Annotated in this window: 22 protein-coding genes; 15 read left to right on the forward strand and 7 right to left on the reverse strand. The window is 68.5% G+C overall.

Annotation, left to right across the window (positions count from 1 at the left end):
• Positions 1 to 2 precede the first annotated feature (2 nt).
• Positions 3 to 419, reverse strand: a complete 417-nt coding sequence (locus EI73_RS06040; RefSeq protein WP_231557295.1) for a hypothetical protein — start codon at positions 417 to 419, stop codon at positions 3 to 5.
• Between the two features lie 103 nt (positions 420 to 522).
• Positions 523 to 3,441 (reverse strand): insulinase family protein, encoded by a 2,919-nt coding sequence (locus EI73_RS06045; RefSeq protein ID WP_034385111.1) that lies wholly within the window; start codon positions 3,439 to 3,441, stop codon positions 523 to 525.
• 98 nt (positions 3,442 to 3,539) lie between these two features.
• Here EI73_RS06045 and EI73_RS06050 point away from each other — a divergent pair, with 98 nt between their 5' ends.
• The 5 genes from EI73_RS06050 to EI73_RS06070 are packed head-to-tail and all read left to right on the forward strand — an operon-like array spanning position 3,540 to position 6,374.
• Positions 3,540 to 4,391 carry an Ig domain-containing protein gene (locus tag EI73_RS06050; RefSeq protein WP_051935429.1) on the forward strand — a complete coding sequence of 284 codons (852 nt, stop codon included), beginning with the start codon at positions 3,540 to 3,542 and terminating at the stop codon, positions 4,389 to 4,391.
• Positions 4,388 to 5,044, forward strand: a complete 657-nt coding sequence (locus EI73_RS06055) for a hypothetical protein (protein ID WP_034385113.1) — start codon at positions 4,388 to 4,390, stop codon at positions 5,042 to 5,044. Before EI73_RS06050 ends, EI73_RS06055 begins: the two co-directional genes overlap by 4 nt.
• On the forward strand, positions 5,041 to 5,580 hold the full coding sequence (locus tag EI73_RS06060; protein WP_034385116.1) for a hypothetical protein: 540 nt from the start codon (positions 5,041 to 5,043) through the stop codon (positions 5,578 to 5,580). The genes EI73_RS06055 and EI73_RS06060 overlap by 4 nt, the downstream gene beginning before the upstream one ends.
• Before the next feature lie 51 nt (positions 5,581 to 5,631).
• Positions 5,632 to 5,835, forward strand: a complete 204-nt coding sequence (locus EI73_RS06065; protein ID WP_034385119.1) for an RNA-binding S4 domain-containing protein — start codon at positions 5,632 to 5,634, stop codon at positions 5,833 to 5,835.
• On the forward strand, positions 5,832 to 6,374 hold the full coding sequence (locus EI73_RS06070) for a DUF1684 domain-containing protein (RefSeq protein ID WP_034387836.1): 543 nt from the start codon (positions 5,832 to 5,834) through the stop codon (positions 6,372 to 6,374). The genes EI73_RS06065 and EI73_RS06070 overlap by 4 nt, the downstream gene beginning before the upstream one ends.
• Here the strand turns inward: EI73_RS06070 and lepB are convergent.
• Complete coding sequence (gene lepB / locus EI73_RS06075) at positions 6,371 to 6,976, reverse strand: signal peptidase I (RefSeq protein ID WP_034387839.1); 606 nt, start codon at positions 6,974 to 6,976, stop codon at positions 6,371 to 6,373. The two genes, EI73_RS06070 and lepB, sit on opposite strands and share 4 nt — an antisense overlap.
• An 88-nt stretch (positions 6,977 to 7,064) precedes the next feature.
• Between lepB and EI73_RS06080 the strand changes: the two genes are divergently transcribed.
• On the forward strand, positions 7,065 to 7,397 hold the full coding sequence (locus EI73_RS06080; protein ID WP_034387842.1) for an FKBP-type peptidyl-prolyl cis-trans isomerase: 333 nt from the start codon (positions 7,065 to 7,067) through the stop codon (positions 7,395 to 7,397).
• Between the two features lie 14 nt (positions 7,398 to 7,411).
• Here the strand turns inward: EI73_RS06080 and EI73_RS06085 are convergent, their stop codons facing one another.
• A complete protein-coding gene (locus tag EI73_RS06085; protein WP_034385122.1) occupies positions 7,412 to 7,645 on the reverse strand; it encodes a hypothetical protein in 234 nt (77 codons plus the stop codon).
• A gap of 98 nt (positions 7,646 to 7,743) precedes the next feature.
• On the opposite strand from EI73_RS06085, the gene EI73_RS06090 reads away from it, so the two are divergent.
• Positions 7,744 to 8,682, forward strand: coding sequence for a nucleoside hydrolase (locus tag EI73_RS06090; RefSeq protein WP_034385125.1), 939 nt, complete (start codon positions 7,744 to 7,746; stop codon positions 8,680 to 8,682).
• 78 nt (positions 8,683 to 8,760) lie between these two features.
• Here the strand turns inward: EI73_RS06090 and EI73_RS06095 are convergent, their stop codons facing one another.
• The gene (locus tag EI73_RS06095; RefSeq protein WP_034385128.1) at positions 8,761 to 9,171 is read right to left on the reverse strand and encodes a Mov34/MPN/PAD-1 family protein; all 411 of its coding nucleotides are present in this window, start codon (positions 9,169 to 9,171) and stop codon (positions 8,761 to 8,763) included.
• A 164-nt stretch (positions 9,172 to 9,335) separates the two neighbouring features.
• Here EI73_RS06095 and EI73_RS06100 point away from each other — a divergent pair, with 164 nt between their 5' ends.
• Together EI73_RS06100 and EI73_RS06105 are read left to right on the forward strand one after the other, a co-directional pair.
• On the forward strand, positions 9,336 to 12,374 hold the full coding sequence (locus tag EI73_RS06100) for a DNA translocase FtsK (RefSeq protein WP_034385132.1): 3,039 nt from the start codon (positions 9,336 to 9,338) through the stop codon (positions 12,372 to 12,374).
• A 195-nt stretch (positions 12,375 to 12,569) separates the two neighbouring features.
• Positions 12,570 to 14,327 (forward strand): fasciclin domain-containing protein, encoded by a 1,758-nt coding sequence (locus tag EI73_RS06105; protein ID WP_034385135.1) that lies wholly within the window; start codon positions 12,570 to 12,572, stop codon positions 14,325 to 14,327.
• A 50-nt stretch (positions 14,328 to 14,377) separates the two neighbouring features.
• Here the strand turns inward: EI73_RS06105 and EI73_RS06110 are convergent, their stop codons facing one another.
• Positions 14,378 to 15,223 (reverse strand): metallophosphoesterase, encoded by an 846-nt coding sequence (locus tag EI73_RS06110; protein ID WP_034385138.1) that lies wholly within the window; start codon positions 15,221 to 15,223, stop codon positions 14,378 to 14,380.
• A 50-nt stretch (positions 15,224 to 15,273) separates the two neighbouring features.
• Here EI73_RS06110 and cysK point away from each other — a divergent pair, with 50 nt between their 5' ends.
• On the forward strand, positions 15,274 to 16,248 hold the full coding sequence (cysK, locus tag EI73_RS06115; RefSeq protein WP_034385140.1) for a cysteine synthase A: 975 nt from the start codon (positions 15,274 to 15,276) through the stop codon (positions 16,246 to 16,248).
• A 10-nt stretch (positions 16,249 to 16,258) separates the two neighbouring features.
• Here cysK and EI73_RS06120 read toward each other — a convergent pair whose 3' ends face one another.
• Positions 16,259 to 16,978 carry a DUF937 domain-containing protein gene (locus EI73_RS06120; RefSeq protein WP_034385143.1) on the reverse strand — a complete coding sequence of 240 codons (720 nt, stop codon included), beginning with the start codon at positions 16,976 to 16,978 and terminating at the stop codon, positions 16,259 to 16,261.
• 303 nt (positions 16,979 to 17,281) lie between these two features.
• Between EI73_RS06120 and EI73_RS06125 the strand changes: the two genes are divergently transcribed.
• From EI73_RS06125 to EI73_RS06145, 5 genes are read left to right on the forward strand one after another with little or no spacing between them, the layout of a single operon-like run.
• On the forward strand, positions 17,282 to 18,097 hold the full coding sequence (locus tag EI73_RS06125) for an ABC-2 family transporter protein (RefSeq protein ID WP_034385145.1): 816 nt from the start codon (positions 17,282 to 17,284) through the stop codon (positions 18,095 to 18,097).
• Positions 18,090 to 18,935, forward strand: coding sequence for an ABC transporter permease (locus EI73_RS06130; RefSeq protein ID WP_051935430.1), 846 nt, complete (start codon positions 18,090 to 18,092; stop codon positions 18,933 to 18,935). Before EI73_RS06125 ends, EI73_RS06130 begins: the two co-directional genes overlap by 8 nt.
• Positions 18,936 to 18,945: 10 nt before the next feature.
• Positions 18,946 to 19,905 carry an ATP-binding cassette domain-containing protein gene (locus tag EI73_RS06135; RefSeq protein ID WP_034385148.1) on the forward strand — a complete coding sequence of 320 codons (960 nt, stop codon included), beginning with the start codon at positions 18,946 to 18,948 and terminating at the stop codon, positions 19,903 to 19,905.
• 3 nt (positions 19,906 to 19,908) lie between these two features.
• Positions 19,909 to 20,313: a hypothetical protein gene (locus tag EI73_RS06140; RefSeq protein WP_034385151.1), complete on the forward strand. Its 405-nt coding sequence runs from the start codon at positions 19,909 to 19,911 to the stop codon at positions 20,311 to 20,313.
• Positions 20,314 to 20,318: 5 nt separating this feature from the next.
• The gene (locus EI73_RS06145) at positions 20,319 to 20,936 is read left to right on the forward strand and encodes a DNA-3-methyladenine glycosylase (RefSeq protein WP_034385153.1); all 618 of its coding nucleotides are present in this window, start codon (positions 20,319 to 20,321) and stop codon (positions 20,934 to 20,936) included.
• The last annotated feature ends 8 nt before the right edge of the window (positions 20,937 to 20,944 follow it).

Here is a 20,944-nt window from a genome sequence, read left to right on the forward strand (position 1 = left end):
CTTCAGAAGCGCAGCAGCAGCCCCGCTCGGTACACGTTCTTCCCCGTTCCAAAGTTCCCCTCCGCAAAGCCCGAGAAGGGGCCGGGCAGCCCGAAACGAGCGCCGAGGGTCGTGTGGAAGCCGGTGCCGCCGCCCCCTAGGGGCACGCCCAGGCCTACACCTGCGTAGGGCCGCAGCAGCAGCAGGTTGACGCTCAGCAGCGCGTCCGCACCCACCTCGATCTGCCTCCCCGTCTGGAGGTCCACGGTACCGCGCCCCTCAATCTGCACCGGACCGAAGCCCGCGACCCGGCCATACGCGCCCGCGTGCAGGCCAAAGCCGCCCCCTACACTGAGCCCCGCCTGCACTCCAAACCGCTCTGCACCCGCCCCACCCGTCGCGAGGACTGCGAGCGCCATCATGACCTTGAGTGGCCTCATGGCCCGAGTCTGAGTGAGGCTCATGCGAGGGAGATGTGAAGCGCAAAAGACGGCACACAGGAGGAGACGGGCGGCGCATCCCACACCGCCCGATATCCTTCTGCTAGATCGGCTGCACCTCGAAGCTCAGGCCCAGCGCTTTCGTCTCGGCATTGGGGTCGCGTCCGGCGACGAGGGCGTAGCCAGCGCGGTTCGGAGTCAGCCAGGTGTCTGCGGCGCGCCTGAGGTCAGCCAGCGTGACCTTGAGCAGGCGAGCCTTGTAGGTCTCCTGCACCTCGGGGGTAAAGCCGGCCTGGTCGCTGTAGAAGCGCAACCTTCCCGCCGTGTCGGGGCTGGTGAGGGGATCGAGGACCTTGCTGGCGCCCAGAATCGCTTCCGTCAGCTCGCGTTCGCTGAGGTCCGTGTCGAGAAAGGCCCGGGCCTGGCGGAAAACCTCATAGGTACGGGCGATGTTCGGATCGCGGTAGGAGCTGAGGGTGAATACCCCCGCCCGCGCGTCAAAGGCCGCTCCGCCGCCGTACGCGCCGCCCTTCTCGCGGATTTCCTTGAGCAGGTACTCGCTGCGCAGCAGGCGCGAGAGCACAAGCAGGGCCGGGCTGTCGGGATGGATGTAGGGCACGGTGCGGTAGGCCACCGCATTAAAGGCCACCGGTGAATCGGTGGTGCGGGCCTGCGGACCACCCGGGCGGGTGCCGGGCATGGGGTGCCCAACGGGTGCCTGCCCCCTGAATTGGCGCGTGAGCGGCGTGAGGTCGAGCCCCAGGTCTTCTGCGGTCGCGGTCAGGCACAGGAGCGGCTGGCCCTGAAGGAGCAGGTCGCGCACCCGGCCAAAGCGTTCCAGCAGAGCGTCCACCTCGCCGCTCTCCACCACGCGTTCCAGGTACGCCAGCGCCGTCAGGCCGTTCCAGCGTTCCTCCACAAACCCAGCGGGGCTGACCTGCGCAGCGGCCAGCCGCTCGGCGTAGGCGCTCCCGGCGCTCACGACGCTGGCCTTGAGCCCGGCGAGGCGCTGCCGAAGCAGTTGCTCCAGCCGCTCGCGGGTGAATTCGGGAGCTTGGATGATGTCCCGCAGGACCTCCACGAGCGCGGCGCCATTGCGCGCGAGCGCCTTGCCGCTCCAGGTGAACGTCAGGCGCAGGTTGTCGAGGTCGTCCGGGCTGCCCCCCACACCCACACTGGCATTCACGCCGCCCGTGACGGCCTCGATGCGGCGGGCGAGCCCCACGTAATCCTGTCCGGCCGCGCCGCTACGGGTCACCGCGTAGGCGTACAGCGGCAGGATGTCCAGCAGCTCCGCGGGCACCTCCGGCAGCCTCACCTGCACGTCGAGGTAGGTCAGGCCCCCGGTGGGCTGCGGCACGCGGCCGATCAGCGCCCGGCCTGCCTCCTCGGTGGTGTAGGGCACGCGGGCCACGGTGGGCGGCACGTCCGCCAGCGTGAGGGTGGGCAGCACGTCCGGGTTAGGCGCCTGCCCCTGGAGTTCTTTGAGGCGCAGGCTCTCCTGCACGATCCTCAGCCGGTCCTCGTCGGTGAAGTTCGCGCTGAGGCGCGCGATCAACGCCTGCTCGGCCTGCTCGGTGCGGGCCGCCAGCTCGGGGTCGGGCGTCAGGACCAGGGTGACGCGGTGCGGATTGGCGAGCAGGCCTTCCCGGATCATGGGCTCAAACACCTGACCCCGCTCCAGGTCTTCCCGCAGGCGGTTCAGCTCGGCGTCTAGGCGCAGCCCCGTGACGGGGTCGCCCCCGTACAGCCACGGCCCCAGCAGGCGGAACATAACCTGCAGGCCGTAGGGATAGCCGCTGTTGGACACCTCGCGCTGCTGGATCTCAAACTGATGGAGGCTACTTTCGATGAGCGCCGGGTCAATCCCCTGCTCGGCGATCTCACGCAGGGTGTTGAGCACAAGCGTTTCGACGGCGTCCGCCTTGCTCGCGCTGAGCCCCTTGAGCCCAGCAGCAAAGGCGGCCTCGCGAAAGCTGTCGCGGTAGCCGGAGAGGTCCGCCAGAGCACTTCCCAGCCCCGACTCGATGAGGGGCCGGGTCAGCGGCGCGGCGGGGTTCCCCAGCAGCACGTCCGAGAGCACGCTCCAGCGCAGGTTCTCGTCGGGGTCGGTCGCAAGGCCGAGCTTCCAGGCCACGCTGACCTGCGCGCCGCGCTCCACGTCGGTCCCGGGGTAACTCACCTCCACCCGGCGCGGCGCGTCGAAGCTGGGCTGGTCGGGAATGCTCACGTCCAGGGTCTGCGGGCTGAAGTGGCTCATCACCTGCGCCTCGATCTCGCTCAGCACGCGGGAGAGGTCGAGCCGCCCGTAGGTATAGAAAAAGGCATTACTGGGATGATAGTGGGCGGCGTGAAAGGCCCGCAGCGCCTCGTAGCTGAGGTTGGGGATGTCTTCTGGGGAACCGCCGCTGTTGTTGGCATAGGTGAGGTCCGGGTAGAGCGCCTTGCCAAAAGCCCGCCACATCACCGAGCCGGGCGAGGCCATCGCGCCCTTCATCTCGTTGTACACGACGCCCTGAAGCTTGAGCGGGGTGCTGGGATCGTCGGGCGTCTCGAACTCAAAGCGGTGCCCGTCTTGCCGGAAGCTCTCGTAGCGCAGCAGAGGAAAGAAGGTGGCGTCAAGGTATACGCTCAGCAGGTTGAAAAAGTCCTTCTCGTTGCGGGTGGAGAAGGGATAGGTCGTCCAGTCGCTCGCCGTCATCGCGTTCATAAAGGTGTTGAGCGAGCGCGGAATCATGGCGAAGAAGGGGTCGGGCACCGGGTACTTCTGGCTGCCCATCAGCACGACGTGTTCGAGGATATGCGCGACGCCGGTGGAGTCCTTGGGCACCGTCGGAAAGGTCACCCCAAAGGCGAGGTTGTCGTCGTCGCGGGCGACATGGGCATGCCGCGCACCCAGGTCGTGGCGCAGCAGCACCAGCGTGCCCTGCATTTCGGGGAGGTCCTCGACGCGCTCGACGGTGTAGCGCCCCAGGCGGTCACCGGGGGCGGGCAAGGCAGGCAGGCGTTCCGTTGTGGTCATGGGGGGAAGTCTAGCGCCGGGAGGCCAGCCACTTTGGGAGATTCGCCGCCTGCGGCAGAGCTGAAAGCTCCTCATGAGAGGCCGCTAGACTGCTGGCTATGCGACAAGCCATCCCCGGGTGGACACTGCTGGCGTGCGGGGCGCTCCTTGTCTCGTGTGGCAGCAATCCCGCGAGCACAAGCGGCACGACCAGCGTGCGCGACGCCCTGTACTTTTCCACCACCTCGGTGCCTGTCGGCTACGTGGGTGAGAGCTACGAGGCACCCCTGACCGTCGCCGGCGGCGCGGGCCCCTACAGCCTGCGGGTCGCTGCCGGCACGCTGCCGCCCGGCCTCACGCTGCGCAACCTGCAGCTGACCGGCACGCCGAGCAAGACCGGCACCTACACCTTCACGCTCGAGGCGTCCGACGCCAACCTGAGCACCCGCGTGCAGCAGTACACCCTGAACGTGAATGAATTGCCCCCCCTGGCCCTCAAGCCCCAGTTGCCCACCGGTGAGCTGCGCGGCGAGACGCGCATTCCGCTGAGCATCACCGCTCCGCGGACGGTCCGCGCCGCGCGGGTCGTGTGGGACCTGCCGGAGGGCGTGACGGTCACGCGCGTTCAGACGGCCGAAGCGGGCGGCGTGCTGTTCTGGAAGCAGTCGGGCCGCACCCTGACGCTGGACGTAGGGTTCAAGAACGTGCCGCGCTCGGGAGCACGGGTCGCGCTGGTCGGCCTCAAACCGCAGAAGGTGGTCACCCTGGACACCGCCCGTTTCGCGTACGAGGCCCGGGACGGCACGGGCAAGGTGCTCGCCGAGGTGAAGATGCCCGAAGCACCCAAGCCTGCGCCCCCGGCGAGCAGCGGCACGCCGACACCGGCCACCTCCAGCACCCCTGCGGGCGCGCCCAACATCCGGCCCCCCGCGGGAGACACCACCTCGCCGGGCAGCGGAGGCCAGCCGTGAGGCGCGCGCTCACGCTGCTCACGGCGCTTGTGCTGGGAGGGGCTTCTCCCGGTGCCCAGGCGACGTATGTCCCGCTCCTCACGCTGACCCAGCAGGCGAAAAGGGCGGATGTGATCGTGCGCGCTACCCTCGGCCCGCCCACACGGGTCAAGGAAGGTGAGGTCACCTGGCTGGTCTATCCCCTGACGGTCGTAGAGACGATCGCGGGAGACCCCGCCAGCCTTCCCCAACTGGAGGGCAAGCCGGCGCTGTACATGCTCGCGGGCGTCGAAGACCTCCCCGAGCTGCGCGCCGGACAGGAGGCGTTCTGGCTGCTGTACAGCCGGCGGATGGACAGCCCCATCGTGGGCTTTTCGCAGGGCGTTTACCCCATTGAAAACGGCCGAGTCACTCGCCTGGGCGAGACGGCGAACACAGCCCCCGACCCAGCGGCAGGCACGAACACGGCGGGTTCCGCCACACCAACCACCCCTGCTGATGCCGCAGCCACCCCGCCTGCTGCGGGGGCTTCCGCCACACCCGGTGCCTCTTCTCCTACGCTGCCCGCCGGAACGGCACCCCCCCCGGCCCCTTCGGCCACCGATCCCAACGCGATTGAACGCGATCCGGCCAGGTTCCGTGACGCCCTGCGCGCCGCACGGGGGGCCCAGTGAAGGGGGCGCAGCGCGGCGGGCTGCTGGCTCTCTTGCTCCTGGTGGGAGGAACGCAGGCCGCGACCATCAAGCTGCGGCCCCAGGGCCCCGAACTCACCCGGGCGGTCCAGGACGCCCTGGCGGCCCTGAGCACCAAGGAGACGCCGGTGACGCTCGATCCCAGCGGTGGGCCGCTTCTCACGCTGGGGGGGAGCGGAGGAACGGCCGTGCCGTTTAACCCGGACGTGGTCGCTCGGAGCGTCAGCACCGGTACAGAACGCCGCATCGAGTTCAACCCGCAGGGACCGCTGCCGCTGGCTCAGGCTGTGCGCGCCGCCCTGCTCGAGGAACTCGGCCTCAAGGCGTGGACCCCAGAGGCCGCCCGCATCCGCTTCAGCGGAGCCGATCTGAACGGTGACGGCGTGATCGACCTCACGGACCTCGCCCTGCTCATGAATAACTACGGCAAAAGCGGCGTGACGGTGGGCGACCTCAACCAGGACCGCCGGGTAGATGACGCCGACGTGCGGCTCTTCAGCACCCAGTACCGGCCGTAGGGAAGCGGCGTCCCCTCCTTCGAACACCCCGTAAGGCGCTACCCTGCCCCCATGACCAGGGAAGAGCAAGACACCATCGACCTTCAGGACTTCCTGAAGCTGCGCGGCCTGGTGGATACCGGCGGCGAGGCGAAGTTCCGGGTGCAGAGCGGCGAGGTACGGGTCAACGGCGCGGTGGAGACGCGGCGGCGCAAGAAGCTGCGGCGGGGGGACGTGGTGGAGTACGCGGGCGAGCGCGTGCGGGTGGAGTGGTGAGCAGTTCGGGGTACGTCGAGACGGTCCTCGACTTCCGGCGGCGCAAGGATGAGCACTGGGCGGCGGGGCGCGGACCGCTTCAGGGAGAGGCGCTGCGAGGCTTTCGCGGCCTGAGCTACTACCCCCCCGCGGCGCAGTGGGTCTTTACCGTGCCGGTAGAGCGGACAGACGGCGCGGAGGTCATTCTGAACACGAACACCGGTGAGCCGCGGGTGATGGCCCGCTTCGGTACCGCAACGGTGGCGCTGCCCACCGGACCCCAGACCCTCACCCTATACGCTCCTCCCGGTGACGAGGCTCCGGCTCGCGCCTTTGTCCCCTTCCGCGACGCGACCAGCGGCACGGAAACGTACGGTGCGGGCCGTTACCTGGACGCGCCCCTGACACAGACCGCACAGGGGTGGGAAGTGCAGCTGGATTTCAATCTTGCCTACCACCCCTACTGCGCCTACAGCGAGGGCTGGACCTGTCCTCTGCCCCCTCGGGAAAACTGGCTCACGCTGCCGGTGCGGGCGGGAGAAAGGCTGCCGGCAGGCTAGCGGCTCACCCAGCCCGGGCGGGGCCATAACCGCAGGTTGGCCGGGCCCGCCACGTCGCGCAGCGCGACCGGACCGTAGGCCCGCGAATCGAGGCTTTCGCCAACGAGGCGGTTGTCACCCAGCACCCAGACCTTGCCCGGCGGCACGCGCTGCGGCGGCTGGTCGCTGAGGACGCCGTCATTGACGTACCTCTCCGTGAGAAGCTGCCCATTCACCAGGACGTGACCGTCCTCGATGGCGACGGTCTCGCCGGGGAGAGCCACGACCCGCTTGACGTTGTAGGGACGGTGGCGCACGCCAAGCAGCGTCTCGTAGCTGTAGGGGCTCTCGGCCGGAGCCTTGAAGATCAGCAGGTCACCCCGCCGGGGGTAGGGCGTAGCAAGGCCCCAGGCGTGCAGCCAGCGCGGGTACTTGAGCAGCAGCAGCAGGTCTCCGTGGTGCAGGGTCGGATTCATGCTGTTCCCGTCCACCCGCGCGAAGGTGGCTCCAAAGGTCGTCACCAGCCACACGGGCAGGAGCGCTCCCAGCACCCAGGTCCGCCAAAAGGCCCGAAGACCGCCGGGACCGGGCTGCTCGGTGAAGACAGACGTCACGCGGCGCATCCTAGCAACCCCAAACCGCAGCCGGATGACCTTCATGAGCTCTTCAGAGTGTGGGGAGAAACCGGCAATGGGGCTTACCCTAACCCGCATGGCCGCACAGGAACTGATCGTCGAGAAATACCACGAGGGAAGCGGCGCGCCTGCCCAAGCTGGAAAGCGGGTGCGGGTGCACTACACCGGTACCCTGGAAAACGGGCAGAAGTTCGACTCCAGCCGTGACCGCGGCGAGCCGATCGAGTTTCCGCTGGGCGTAGGGTACGTGATCCCCGGCTGGGACCAGGGGATCGCGCAGCTGCGCGTGGGCGACAAGGCTCGCCTGACGATCCCCGGCCACCTCGCCTACGGCGCGGCGGGCGTTCCCGGGGTGATTCCTCCCAACGCCACCCTGATTTTCGACGTGGAACTGCTCGACGTGCGCTGACAGGGGGGCCAGCGTCAGGTGGGGCCGCCCTCAGCCTGGCCGTCTACCACATCATTTTCGTCATTTTCGCGCCGGTAGTTTCCCTGGTCGTCGAGCAGACGGCCACCCTCGAGGTCCACCTCGGGGCTACCGGGACTGTCCTGCACCACGCCGGATGGCGGAGCAGGAAACTCGGTGGCGCTCTCAGAGGTGGTGGCGCGCTGGGGCAGCGGGACATCGGTTTGGTCGTCGTCACGGCGTCCGGTCATGGCACGCAGCGTAGGCGCCCCCGAGGTGGGCCGCGTGTGTTCGGCGTGAAGCTCAATTTACAGGGCGTTTGGCCCGGACACCGCCCTAGAATGCCCCCATGGCCTCTTCCCTGCCCGTGATTCTGGACGGCGACCCCGGCCTTGACGACGCAGTCGCCTGGCTGCTTGCTTTCGCCAGCCCAGACGAGCTGGACGTGTTGGCCCTCACCACCGTCCACGGCAACGTAGGCCTAGACCTCACCACCCACAATGCCGGGGTGACGCTTGCGCTGGCCGGGGCAGACGTGCCCGTGTACGCCGGGGCCGACCGCCCCCTCGTTCGTCCGGCCCTGACAGCGGCGCAGGTGCATGGCGAAAGCGGCCTGCCCGCCCGTCATCTGCCCAGGCCCCGGCGCGGACCGGAGGCAGAGCATGCCGTGAACTTCATCGTGAAGGTGGTGCGCGAACGGCCGGGCGAGCTCACGCTGGTGGCGACCGGCCCGCTGACCAACCTGGCCCTCGCCTTCCGCCTAGCCCCCGACCTGCCGGGCCTGGTGCGGGAGGTCGTGTGGATGGGCGGCAGTACCCAGCAGGGGAACCGCACACCCGCCGCCGAATTCAACGCGCTGGCCGACCCGCACGCCGCAAAGATCGTGCTGGAGTCGGGAGCGCGGCTGCGGATCTTCGGCCTGAACGTGACCATGCGGGCCGTGGCGACGCCCGAACGGGTGGAGCGCCTGCGAAGCCTGGGAAACCGGGCGGGTGTGGTCAGCGCTGAACTCCTCACCTTCTACGCCGGGGTGTACCGCGAACGCTACGGCCTCCCGGGTGGCGCCCTCCACGACCCCCTCGCAGTCGCCGCCGTCCTGCGGCCGGACCTTTGCCGAATGCAGCCGATGAACGTGCAGGTCGAGACGCAGGAAGGCCTGAACTGCGGGCGCACCGTCTGTGACCTGTACGGCGTGACCGGCCAGCCCGCCAATGCGCAGGTGGCCGTCTCGGTGGACGACGTCGCGTTCTTCGAGCTGCTTGCCGAGCGGCTGGCACGGCTGCCCTAGGAGGCTCTTCGCCAGCCTTTGAGCACGAAGGTGGTCTTGCCGCCGCCGATCAAGGCGTATGGGGCGTGGCTGCCGGCTTCAGGCACGGCAGTTCTCTATGCGCAGCGGAACGGGGATACCCTGCGGAAGCAGAAAAGCGGCCAGCGTGCGGGTGGAGAGGTCGGCGATCACGTAGGGCACCGAATAGGCGGCGAGCCGGGTGTCCGTACCGCTGGGCCGAGCGGGCCCCTGCGGGTGGCTATGGTACAGGGCGACGAGGGTGAGGCCGCCCGCCTGCATCGCCCGCAGCGCGCGCAGCAGGTGGCCGGGATCAGCCAGATAGGTGCGCTGCGGGTCGGGCGATATGTTGGCCAGGGGGTACAGGGCGACCGCCTCCGCAACGTTCCCCCGCACGTCCCCGCCGATGGCCCCTACACACTCGTGGGGGGCAGCACGGTCGGCGTGCGCCCACAGGGCCGCGGCCAGAACGGGGGGCAGGATCAAGGCCACAGGGGCATTATCGGGGTGGGCAGGGGCGGGAGGACCTTGACGCGCCCTTGACACCCGGACGGCCGGAGCCCCACGGCGCTCATGAAACCGTACCTCTAAAAAAGTGCGCCAGGCGCAGCACCAAAGGACCAAGACTCCGCTCCGGCTGGGGTACACTGGGCGGCATGGCGAAGGCTCGTGCAAAAGTAGCTCCACCCGTGAACCGCTTCGATGGGGAGGCGCTGGGGCTGGTGCTGTTCGCGCTGGGCATCTTCCTGGGAGTCACGTTGGCCCTGCCGCAGATGGCCGAGGGCGGCTTTATGACGCAGGCCCACGCCGCGCTGCTCGGCGGACTGGGGTGGGGGGCCTACCTGCTGCCGGTGGTGCCCGTCGCCTACGGGGTGCTCGTGTTCCTGGGACGTGACCTGTCGGGCCTGACCCGGCGCGTGCTGGGCGGAGCGCTGGTGGTGCTCTCCCTGCTCGCCCTGCACGAGGTGCTGGTACCCGGCGCGGCGGGCGAGGTGGCCAGGCGCGCGATGGCACCGCTCACCACCACCCTGAGCTACGCGGCGGCGCTGCTCCCGCTGGTCACCCTCACGCTGGGGCTGGAGATTATGCTGCGCTACCCACCCCTAACGTTGCTCAAAGGGTTTTTCCGGGTTCTGAGCGTCGCGCTGGGCGGCGCGACCAGCCAGGTGCAGAGCGTGATCGAGGCCCGGCAAAGTGGGCGTGAGGCGGCACGTCTCCGAGCAGAGCTGCGGCAGCGCCTCGCGGCCCATACCCGTGATCTGGAGGGCCTGCGCAAACTCTATCCGCAGGCCCGCGAGCTCAAGGCCCAGTACGAGGAGGTCCGGGCGGCCGGGCGCAAACCGCGGAGCCGTGAAGAGTCGGACCTGCAGGGCCTGGAACGGGACCTGGCTGCCTGGCAGGAGGGACTCAAGACCTTTGTGGGCCACGCGACCCGCGATCTGCGCGAGGCGGTCGCCAGCGAGGCTCCGGCAGCGGGCGCAGACGCCGAAGTGACCCTGGAGGAGGTGCGCGCCGGGCGGCACGAACTGCGGGTGGAGCTGCCCAGCACGCTGGCGAGCGCGGCGCTGGAACGGCTGCGCCGCGGCATGATCGCCGACCTGCAACGCCTGTCTCAGCGCGCCGGAAAGCTGGAACGGGAACGGCAGGCCGCTGAAAAAGCGTTGGTCAAAGCGGATGTGGGCGTTCTCCTGCGCGAATACCCGGCCCAGCGTGAGCGGGCGGCGGCGTGGCGCGAGCTCGCCGAAGACTTCGCCGCGTGGCGCGAGCGCGAGCGGCATTACCCCGGCTGGCCTAACCTCGCCGCGGCATTTGACCGCGCGCCCACCGAACTCGCTGCTGCCCTGGCCGAGGCGCTTGCCGCCGATCCCGACGGCACCCTCAGCGCCCAGGAGGAGTGGCGCGCCCGGCTGGAACGCGCCCAGCAGGAGGCGCTGGAACGGGCGCAGGCGATGGCGGTTCAGGCCACGGTTTCTGTTCCCCGTGAAGAGCTCGCCCCGACCCTCGACTTCGACTTCACCGCGATGGCCGCAGAACCAGACGGCGAACCCGCGCCGGCTCTTGCCCCAGCTCCTGCCGCCACCGTCTTCACCGCAGCTTCGCCACGGGGGGCCGAACCGCTGGCGGGGCCGAGCAGCGCTCCCGCCCCCACGACCCAGGCCACGCTGGAGCTGCAGGAAGAAGACAGCGCGGCCCCTTGGGAGAGCGCGCAACCCGAGCGGCGCCGTCCTACGGCGGGCGCGTCCCACCTGGCCCTGCCGGGGTACGACCTGCTCGATCCGGTGCCCACCTTGGCGGTGAATACCGCGCAGCTCGACGTGGCTGCGCGGCAACGGGCGGCGGTGATCGACCAGACCCTGCGGCACTTCGGCCTGCAGGCGAAGGTGGTGGATTTCGCGCGGGGGCCGACGGTGACCCGTTATGAGATCGAACCCGCGCCCGGCGAGAAAATCAGCCGCATCGCCTCCCTCTCAAATGACCTGGCGCGGGCGCTGGCTGTGGGCGGCGTGCGCGTCGAAGCACCGGTTCCCGGGAAAAGCGTGATCGGCCTGGAGGTCCCCAACGCCGAGCGCGAGCCGGTGACCTTTCATCAGGCGGCTGCGACGCCTGCGTTCCGTCACTCGCGCGCGCGCCTCCCGGTCATTCTGGGCAAGAGCATCGACGGCGAACTGCTCGTGGGCGACCTCGCCAAGATGCCGCACCTCCTCATTGCCGGTTCGACCGGTTCGGGCAAGTCGGTGTGCGTCAACACCCTGATCACCTCGCTGCTGTACCGCTACCTGCCCACCGAGCTGCGCTTCCTGATGGTGGACCCCAAGATGGTGGAACTCACGCCCTACGACGGGATTCCGCACCTGGTGCGCGGCGTGGTCACCAATCCGATGGACGCGGCGGGCGTGCTGCTGGGGGCGGTGGCCCACATGGAGCGCCGCTACAAGATGATGAGTCAGGTGGGTGCCAAGAACCTGGAGCAGTTCAATGCCAAGATGCGCCAGGTCGGGGAACCCGAATTGCCGCACCTCGTCATCATCATCGACGAGTTGGCCGACCTGATGATCACTTCTCCCAAGGAGGTGGAGGCCGCGATCATGCGCCTCGCGCAGATGGCGCGCGCGACCGGCATGCACCTCGTCCTCGCCACCCAGCGGCCCAGCGTGGATATCCTCACCTCGCTGATCAAGGTGAACGTGCCCGCTCGCATTGCCTTTGCGGTGTCCAGCAGCCACGACTCGCGCACCATTCTCGACAGCGTGGGCGCCGAGCGCCTCACCGGAATGGGCGACATGCTGTTTTATCAGCCCGGCCTGATCAAACCGGTGCGCCTCCAGGGACCGTACATCAGCGAGACCGAGACGGCCCGCATCACCGATGAACTGCGGCGCCAGGTCTTTGACGACGCCTTTGCCGAAGCCTACGGCACAGACTTCGACGGCACCGTCGAGGCGAGCGGCCCCAGTGTGGACAAGGCGAACATGGATTTCAGCGATCCCCTGCTGCGTCAGGCGGCGGCCATCTGCATCGAGGAAGGTCAGGGCAGCGTGTCCCGGCTCCAGCGCCGCCTCTCGGTGGGCCATGCCCGCGCCGGCAAGCTGATGGACATGCTCGAAGCGATGGGCATCGTCTCCAAGCACCAGGGCAGCAAGCCCCGTGAGGTGCTGATCACCGAAGCCGACCTGCCGGAGTATTTCGGGCGCTGAGGAGCCCGCTTCGTTCCTGCATGGCCGCTTCCCAGCCCATCCGTGGACGAAGCGGCAAGATGAGCCTATTATGAAAAAATAGTCAGGGCTCCCCGCTGTTTTGTTTAGACGTCCTGTTAGAAACATCACCGAAGTTGCTTTTTGCAGGAGGGGTGGTGAACATTGGAAGGTGACCGTCTTTCCAGAGGTGAACCCATGAACAAGCAGACCAGCCTGATCACGCTCAGCCTGTTGCTCGCCACACCTGCCCTGGCCGGCGGGGCCGGTGCGCCCGTCACGCGGCCCGCCACCCCTGCGGCCTGCCAGAGCATCGCCCAGATCGTGATGAGCGATCCGCAGTTCAGCACCCTGCGCACCGCCATCGAGGCGGCGGGGCTGAATCAGACGCTGATGACCGGGCAGTACACGGTTTTTGCCCCGACCAACGCGGCCTTTGCCAAGCTGCCCAGCGATACCCTGGCCACGGTGCTGAACGACCCAGACCTGCTCGGAAGCGTGCTGCTGTACCACGTGCTGCCCGGCAAGGTCAGCGGGGCCCAGGTCGCGAGCCTGAGGAGCATCAAGACAGCTCAGGGGGCAAACGTCGCGATCAGCAGCGCCAATGGCCGCGTGCGGGTCAACAACGCCACGGTGACCCGTGCGGATGTGCCGGCCTGTAACGGCGTGATTCACGTGATCGATACCGTCCTGCTGCCCCCCGTGCTGGCCGGTACGCAGGCGGCCACTCCAGCCCCAGCACCGAGCACGCCGGCGGCCCCGGCGGCTCCGGCAGCGAGCACGCCCGCCGCGCCAGCCACCGCCTTTGACGTCACCAAGATCCCCGCCCTGCCGCTCAGCGGGGCGACCGTCAACCCAAGCGGCACCACCACAACGGACACGGCCACCACCACAACCACCGAGACCACCACCACGACCGAGACGACGACCACCGAAACGACCACTGAGACGACCACCGACACCACGGCGACGGGCTCGGACACCACGACCACCGAAACCGAGAGCGCGGCGACCGACTCGAACACGCTCTACGACGTGATCGTCGCCGACGACCGCTTCAGCACCCTGCTCGACCTGCTCAGCGACGCGGGGCTGACCGAGACCCTCCTCAGCGGCGAATACACCCTCTTTGCGCCCACCAACGAGGCGTTTGCAGCGCTTCCGGCCGACACGCTGGCTGTTTTGTCCTCCAACCCCGAGCTGCTGCGGCAGGTGCTCTCCTATCACCTCGTCCAGGGCCGCCTCACCCCCGAACAGCTCGCCACGAGCACCTCCCTCAACGCGGTTGCTGGCGGCACGCTGACCCTGAGTGTGAATGGCAGCATGCAGATGGTCGGCCCGGCCAGCGTGACAGACAACGTCACCACGGCCAGCAATGGCAACATCTACGTGATTAACCAGGTGCTGCTGCCCCCCGGCCTGACGATCCCCGCACCCGCCGAGACCACCGAGACGACGGGGACGACCGATACCGGAACCGCCCCAACGAGTACGGCAGCGACCGGCACCACCACAACGGGCACCGCCACGACCGGGACGGCTCCGAGCAGCAACACCGTCGTCACGCTGATCACCACGGACCCGCGCTTCACCACGCTCGCCGGGCTGATTCGGCAGGCGGGGCTGGCCGATCAGCTGGCCAGTGGCGAATTCACCATCTTCGCCCCGACGAACGAGGCGTTTGCCAAGCTGCCCGCCACCGACCTCGCGGCGATCACCGCCGATCCCGCCCGCCTGCGCGCGGTGCTGCTGTATCACGTGGTTCAGGGCCGTCAGACGCCCGAGCAACTCGCGGCGGGCACACAACTCACCTCGCTGGAGAGCGGAACGCTCCCCCTAAGCCGCAACGGCAGCACGCAGGTGGTGGGGAGCGCCAACGTGAGCGAGGCGATCAACACGCCCAGCAACGGCGCGGTGTACGTGATCGATACCGTGCTGCTGCCGCCCGCTCGCTAAACACCCACTCTTCCTTCTGGCAAGCCGTCCGCTTCGCGCGGGCGGTTTGTTCAAGCGGGTTGCGGTGGGTGCTGCTGCAAAAAGGCCGCCCAAGTACGAGCGTCGCGGGGATAGCCGTGGGTTTCGGTCCACAGCCAGTAGGGCGTGTAGAGGCTGCGGGCCGTGCGAAGCTCGTCACGGAAGATCTCAGCGCTGAGGCCCGTCTCCAGTAGCCCGCTGGTCTCAAAACGCTTCAGCACACCTGTACGGTCGTAGGGCACAGCCCGGAACTCGGGCACCCACCCTCCCGGTGTCGCCGTCAGCAACAGGTACTGGGCGCGCGGGTCGCCGTTGGCAGGTGCACCGACGGCACCGGTATTCAGCACCAGCACGCCGTTTCGGGTCGCCTGAGCCGGACGGTGAATGTGCGAGCCAACAAGCACGCCCGCTTCACCCGCCAGTTCCGCGACCCGTTCCGGCGGGGTGCGCTCGCTGAGGCCCTCGCGGTAATGGGCAGGGGTGCCGTGGGCGACGCGCACTTCCGGCAGGCCAGGAACGGCGAGCGTCACCGTCGTGGGCCAGGTTGCCGGGACGTGCAACAGGCCCGCACGGTCAAGCTCCTCGGCGCTCCAGGCGGTCGCGCCCCAAAAGGGGTCGGTGAACCAGCTCCTGGGCAGCGCGTCGCTGCGGCTGTGCCACAACCGCACCAGGTCGTCGTGGTTTCCCAGCGTGAACGTCACGCCCTCCCGCGCGAGCAGCAGGGCAAGCGCCTCTACGGAGTCCGGCCCCCGGTTGACCACGTCCCCATTCACGATGACGCGTTCTGCGCCCTGTGCCTCCGCATCGGCCAACACTGCCCGCAGGGCGTCGGCATTGCCGTGAATGTCAGCGATCAGGGCGGCACGCACGCTCGGCATTCTAGGACCGGTTGCAGTGCTGGAGGCCGCACCGCTTTACACTTCAAAGTATGATTGACGCGCTTGTAGGCAACACGCCCCTGGTGCAGCTTCGTCGGGTGGTCGAGCCGGGAATGGCGGACGTGTTTGTCAAGCTGGAGGGCCTGAATCCGGGAGGCAGCATCAAGGACCGCACCGCGCTGGGGCTGATCGAGGACGCCGAGCGCCGCGGCCTGCTGAAGCCCGGCAGCACCATCGTGGAGCCGACCAGCGGGAACACCGGCATTGGGCTGGCGCAGATCGCCGCGGCAAAAGGCTACCGGCTGATCCTGTGCATGCCGGCCCAGATGAGCGAGGAACGCAAACGCACCCTGACGGCCTACGGCGCCCAGCTGGTCCTCACCGATCCCGAGCAGCGGATGCTCGCGGCCATCGAGGAGGCCGAGCGCATCGCGCGGGAAGAGGGCGCCGTCCTGCTGGGCCAGTTCACCAATCCCGCCAATCCCGCCATGCACGAGCGCACCACCGGTCCTGAGTTGTGGAAGCAGATGGAAGGACGCCTGGACGCGTTTGTGTACGGGTCCGGGACCGGCGGCACCATCAGCGGCGTGGGCCGCTTTTTAAAGCGGCAGAATCCCGCTGTGCGGGTGATTGCGGTGGAACCTGCTCGCAGCAACGTCCTCTCGGGCGGTGAGCGCGGCGAACACGGCTTTCAGGGCATGGGGCCGGGCTTTATCCCCGAGAACCTCGACCGCTCGGTGATTGACGAGGTGATTCCCGTCTGGGAGGAGGATGCCTATCCCCTCGCCCGCCGCCTCGCCCGTGAGGAAGGCATCTTTGTGGGCATGAGCAGCGGCGCCATGATCTGGGCCGCGCTCGCCGTCGCTCGCCGCCTCGGCCCCGGACGGCGGGTGGCGACCATCGCGGTGGACACCGGCACCCGCTACCTGACAACCAGCCTCTTCGACGAGACGCGGACCGGGACCCCCAAGGGCTACCAACCCTACTCGCGCGAGAAGCTGGAAGCCGCAGCGGAAACAGCCTGACCGGCGTTTCCTACCGCCGCCGCCCGCCGAACATGCCGATCAGGTCATCCAGGGCATTCCCGTCACCGTCGCGGTCAAGGACGCTGTTGAGGGTGCCGATCATCCCGCCTAGGTTCCCCATCTGGCCCATCTGACCTGTCCCGTGGTGTCCGGGATGCCCCAGGGGCTGTTGGGCCGGTGGGTGGGTGTAGCCGGGAATCACGGGCCCGCCGCCCAGCACACCCCCCTGCGGTTGCGGCGGCATCCCCCCCAACAGACCGCCAAGCAGGCCGCCCAGGTCAATTCCGCCTGTTCCTCCGGTCTGACCACCCCAGCTGCCGCCCATCTGGCCCTGACGGCGGCGGCTGAGGTACGCGAGCACAAGCGGAGCAAGCATGGAGAGAAGCTGCATGGCAAGCTGCGGATCGATTCCGGCACGGCGGCTCACGGCGTTCGCAGCGGCCTGCTGCTGGCTCCCAAACACGTGCCCCAGGATCTTGCGGCCTTCTCCCAGGTCCGGCGTCTGCCCCTGCCCAAACAGGTCCAGGGCACGCCCGTCGTGCTCGTCCAGGGCGCCCGACAGAGCCTGCGCCCCCGCGGGGTCCTGAGCGTTGCGGGTCATCGCACCGAGCAGCAGCGGCAGCGCCGCTTCCAGGGCAGCTTCCGTCTGTTGGGGCGAGGTTCCAAGCTGACGGCTGACTGTCTGTTGCGCCTGTCCCAGCCCGCCCAGCGTGTTCAAGATATCCATCATGGTGCGTTCCTCCTGGGGGAAAGCAAAACTTCACGCCCAACGTACCCAAGCCCGGTGAGCCGCGGAGCGGAAGGCATTGAGGCTTCCCTGACGTTTGCTCCTCCGCCATCCGGCGCATGTGCTCCCCAGAGCACGACCCTTATCCTCCGCATTCCCGGTTCGGCAACTGGAGAGGGGAGGAACCTTGAACGCAGCACCTCTGATACGAGCTTGCGGTGAGTCGCAGACCAACCCCACCGAAGGAAGTTTGAAGGCAGACCCTAGGGTGCTCTCCCGGGTGTTCTGGAGTCAGAGCACGTCGGGATGAGGCAGGCGGGGAGAGGACACGTCCGCCCGTATCTGAGCGCGGCCCGGCTGAGTTTCCGGCGGCAGTTCGCGTACCCGGCGGCGACGTTTTGGGGCCTCACGACCAACCTGTTTTTCGGCGCGTTGCGGCTGGCGGTGCTGCTCGCCCTCTTCGGTCTCAACCCGCAGGTGGCGGGCTACACGCCACAGGACGCCGTCACGTACACGGGCCTGACGCAGGCATTTCTGATGGCCTATAGCCTCTTTGGGTGGTACGACCTGATGCGGAGCGTTCAGCGGGGCGAGGTTGCGACCGAGCTGCTGCGCCCGCACAGTTTCCTGGGGTTCTGGCTCGCCCAGGACGCTGGCCGGGCCGCCGCACAGTTTCTGCTGCGGGGCGTGACGATCCTGGCCCTGTATGCCCTGCTCTGGGGCCTCAAGCTTCCCCAGGGAGTAGAGGGGTGGACCTTGACGGCACTCAGCGTGGGGCTCGCCTGGGCGTGCGGGTTTGCCTTCCGCTTCCTGGTGAACTGTGCGGCGTTCTGGACGCCCGACGCGGTGGGCATCGGCCGCTTTGCCTGGGCGCTGCTGGGCCTCGCCTGCGGCTTTCTGATGCCGCTGGCCTTTTTTCCGCCGTGGTTCCAGTTCCTCCTCGCCTGGACCCCCTTTCCCAGCATGCTGAATAGCCCGGTGGAACTGTGGCTGGGTGTCAAGCGGGGCGAGGAGGCCCTACGCGTGCTGGGTGTTCAGGCTGCCTGGACCGTCGCCCTGCTGGGACTCGCGCAGTTCGTGCTGGCCCGCGGCCTGCGGCGGCTGGAGGTGGCCGGTGGATAGGCGAAGAGCAGGAGGCCCACTGCTCCCGGCCGTTCGCCTGCTTCATCTTTATTTCCGTCTGCTGGAGGCACAGGCGCGTTCGCAGCTCGCCTCGCCCACCGCCTTTGTGCTCGACGCTCTCGCGGCCGCCCTGGTGACGGCGGCGGAGTTCGCAGCCTTTGCGCTGGTGCTGCCCCGCTTCGGCAGCCTGCACGGCTGGACATTGGGCGAGGTGGCGCTGCTGTACGGCCTGGCAGAACTCGCGTTCGTGCTGATGGACGTCCTGTTTGGCGGCTTCGACGCGCCGAACCTGGGGGCACATGTCCGCAGCGGCAGCTTCAGCACGTTCCTGCTGCGGCCCGTTCCACTCCCGGTGCAGGTGTTCGGGTCGGATTTCGCCCTGCGCCGCCTCACCCGGGTCCTGCTCGCGGCGGGGATCGTCGCGTACGGCGTCTTGAGGGTGGACGTGACGTGGAGCCTAGAGAAGACGCTCCTGCTCGCGGGCAGCGTGTTGGGCATGATCGCCTTTTTTGGGGGGCTCTTCGTGGTGGGTGGCACCCTGACCTTTTGGACGGTGGAGAGCGTCGAGGCCATGAATGTCCTCACCTACGGCAGCCGTACGCTGATCTCCTTTCCCATGGACATCTACGCGACCTGGCTGCGCCGCGTCTTCACGTACCTGGTTCCCGCCGCGTTCCTGAGTGCCTTTCCCGTCCTGCACGTCCTGGGACGGCCCCTTCCAGACGGCCTGCCCAGTTGGGCCGCGTTCCTCTCCCCCGTCCTTGGCTCCCTGATGCTGGCCGCCGCTTTCGCCTTCTGGCGGGTGGGGGTGCGGCGGTACCACGGAACGGGCTCGTAAAGGAGTTGCCATGATCGAAGTCGAACACCTCCGCAAATCCTTTCAGACCCGCAGCGGTGGGTTGCTGCGCGGCACGCGGCGAACCGTCGAGGCCGTGCGGGACGTGAGTTTCCGTGTCGAGCGGGGAGAGGTGGTGGGGTACCTGGGACCGAACGGCGCGGGAAAAAGCACGACCATCAAGGTGCTGACCGGACTGCTGGTGCCGACCTCGGGGCGGGTGGAGGTGGCGGGGCGGGTCCCCTGGCGGGACCGGCGGCGGCACGTGGCGCGGCTGGGCGCGGTCTTTGGGCAAAGGACGACGCTGTGGTGGGACCTGCCCGTGCGCGACTCACTGGACCTCCTGCGCGACGTGTACCGCGTTCCCCCCGCTCGCTTCCGGGAGAACCTCCGGACACTGAGCGAACTGCTGGAGTTGGGGCCCTTTTTAGGCACTCCGGCCCGCGCTCTTTCGCTGGGGCAGCGGATGCGGGCAGACCTGGCGGCGGCGATGCTGCACGACCCCGACCTCCTGTTTCTGGACGAGCCGACCGTGGGTCTGGACGTGGTGGCCAAGGAACGCATTCGCGAGTTCGTGCGGCACGTCAACCGCACGCGGGAGGTGACCGTGCTGCTCACCACCCACGACCTGACAGACGTGGAGCGCCTGGCCCGGCGGGTGATGATCATCGACCGTGGGGCGCTGCTGTATGACGGCACCCTGCCCGCCCTTCAGACCCGCTTCGGCAGTGCGCGTCAGCTTGTGGTGGACTTTGAGGTTCCGCCCGCCAACCCCCGGGTGCCCGGCCTGGACCTCGTGAGTGTAGAGGGCCCCCGCGTCACCTATGCCTTCACCGGCGCGGCGGCGCAGCCCATCGCCCTCGCTACCGCCCATGCGCCGGTGCGGGACATCACCGTACGCGAACCGGACATCGAGGCCACCATCCGGCGGATTTACGAGGGGAACCTCTTGCAGCCCGGGGCCGTACCCTGAGGCATGAGTGAGCAGCGGTCCCTGGGGCCGAGCAACGACACGAACCGGCAGGACGCGCGGCGAGGGAACTCCAACCTGAGCGCCCTGGTGCTGGCGCTGGCGACCTTCTCGCTGCTGCTGGACCTGGACGACCTCCCCGAGTTCAGTGCAGCGGGACAGGCCCTGTTTCTGCTGACCCTGCCCGTCCTGCTGTTCGGCTGGGTGGGGTGGTGGAGAGCGGGCCGCCGGGGCCAGGACAGGACTGTGACCTGGGTCGTGTACGGCGTGGCTCTGTGGCTCCGGGAAACGGCGGGGCTCGTCTCCGACCTCACGCTGGGCCGCCCCGTAGACCGCTGGGATGCCGGGTTTTCGCTGGTGTTGATCGGCCTCCTGGTCTGGCTTGTCGTGGACCGTCGGCGTTCCCACTAACCTCCATGTCTGCCCTCCTTCCCCCCAGCTTCTTCGGCCGTGATCCCGTGCGTGTGGCCCGGGAAGTCCTGGGGAGCACGCTGGTCCGTGTCCTCCCCGGCGGCGAGGTGCTGTCGGGCCGGGTGGTGGAGGCCGAAGCCTACGACTGCCCGCGCGACCCGGCCTGTGCCGCCGGCCGCTTTCACGCTGCCCGCACCGCAGCCATGAAGATCGCGCCGGGCCACTGGCTCTTCTGGATGGCGCACGGGCACCCCCTCCTCCAGGTGTCCTGCCGAGAAGAAGGCATTCCGGCGAGCATCCTGATCCGCGCGCTGGAACCCCTGACGGGCCTGAGCACCATGCTCGTGCACCGCCCGGTGACCCGTGAACGTGACCTGACGAGTGGCCCGGCCAAGCTCGTCTACGCGCTGGGTCTCAACCCGGCGGAAGTGGCGGGCACACGGGTGGACAGTCCGGCCCTGCACCTCCTGGCCCCCGCCGCCCCCCTGCCCGACGAGGCGGTCGCCATCACGGCCCGGGTTGGCCTCAAGGAAGGCCGCACGCTCCCCTGGCGGTTCCTGCTGCGCGCGAATCCCTGGGTGTCACCGGGGGTGCCCAGCATGGAATTGGCGCGGGAGCCGTGAAGGTGGCC

This window comes from Deinococcus sp. YIM 77859 (assembly GCF_000745175.1).
In the GTDB taxonomy this organism is placed as follows: Bacteria; Deinococcota; Deinococci; order Deinococcales; family Deinococcaceae; genus Deinococcus.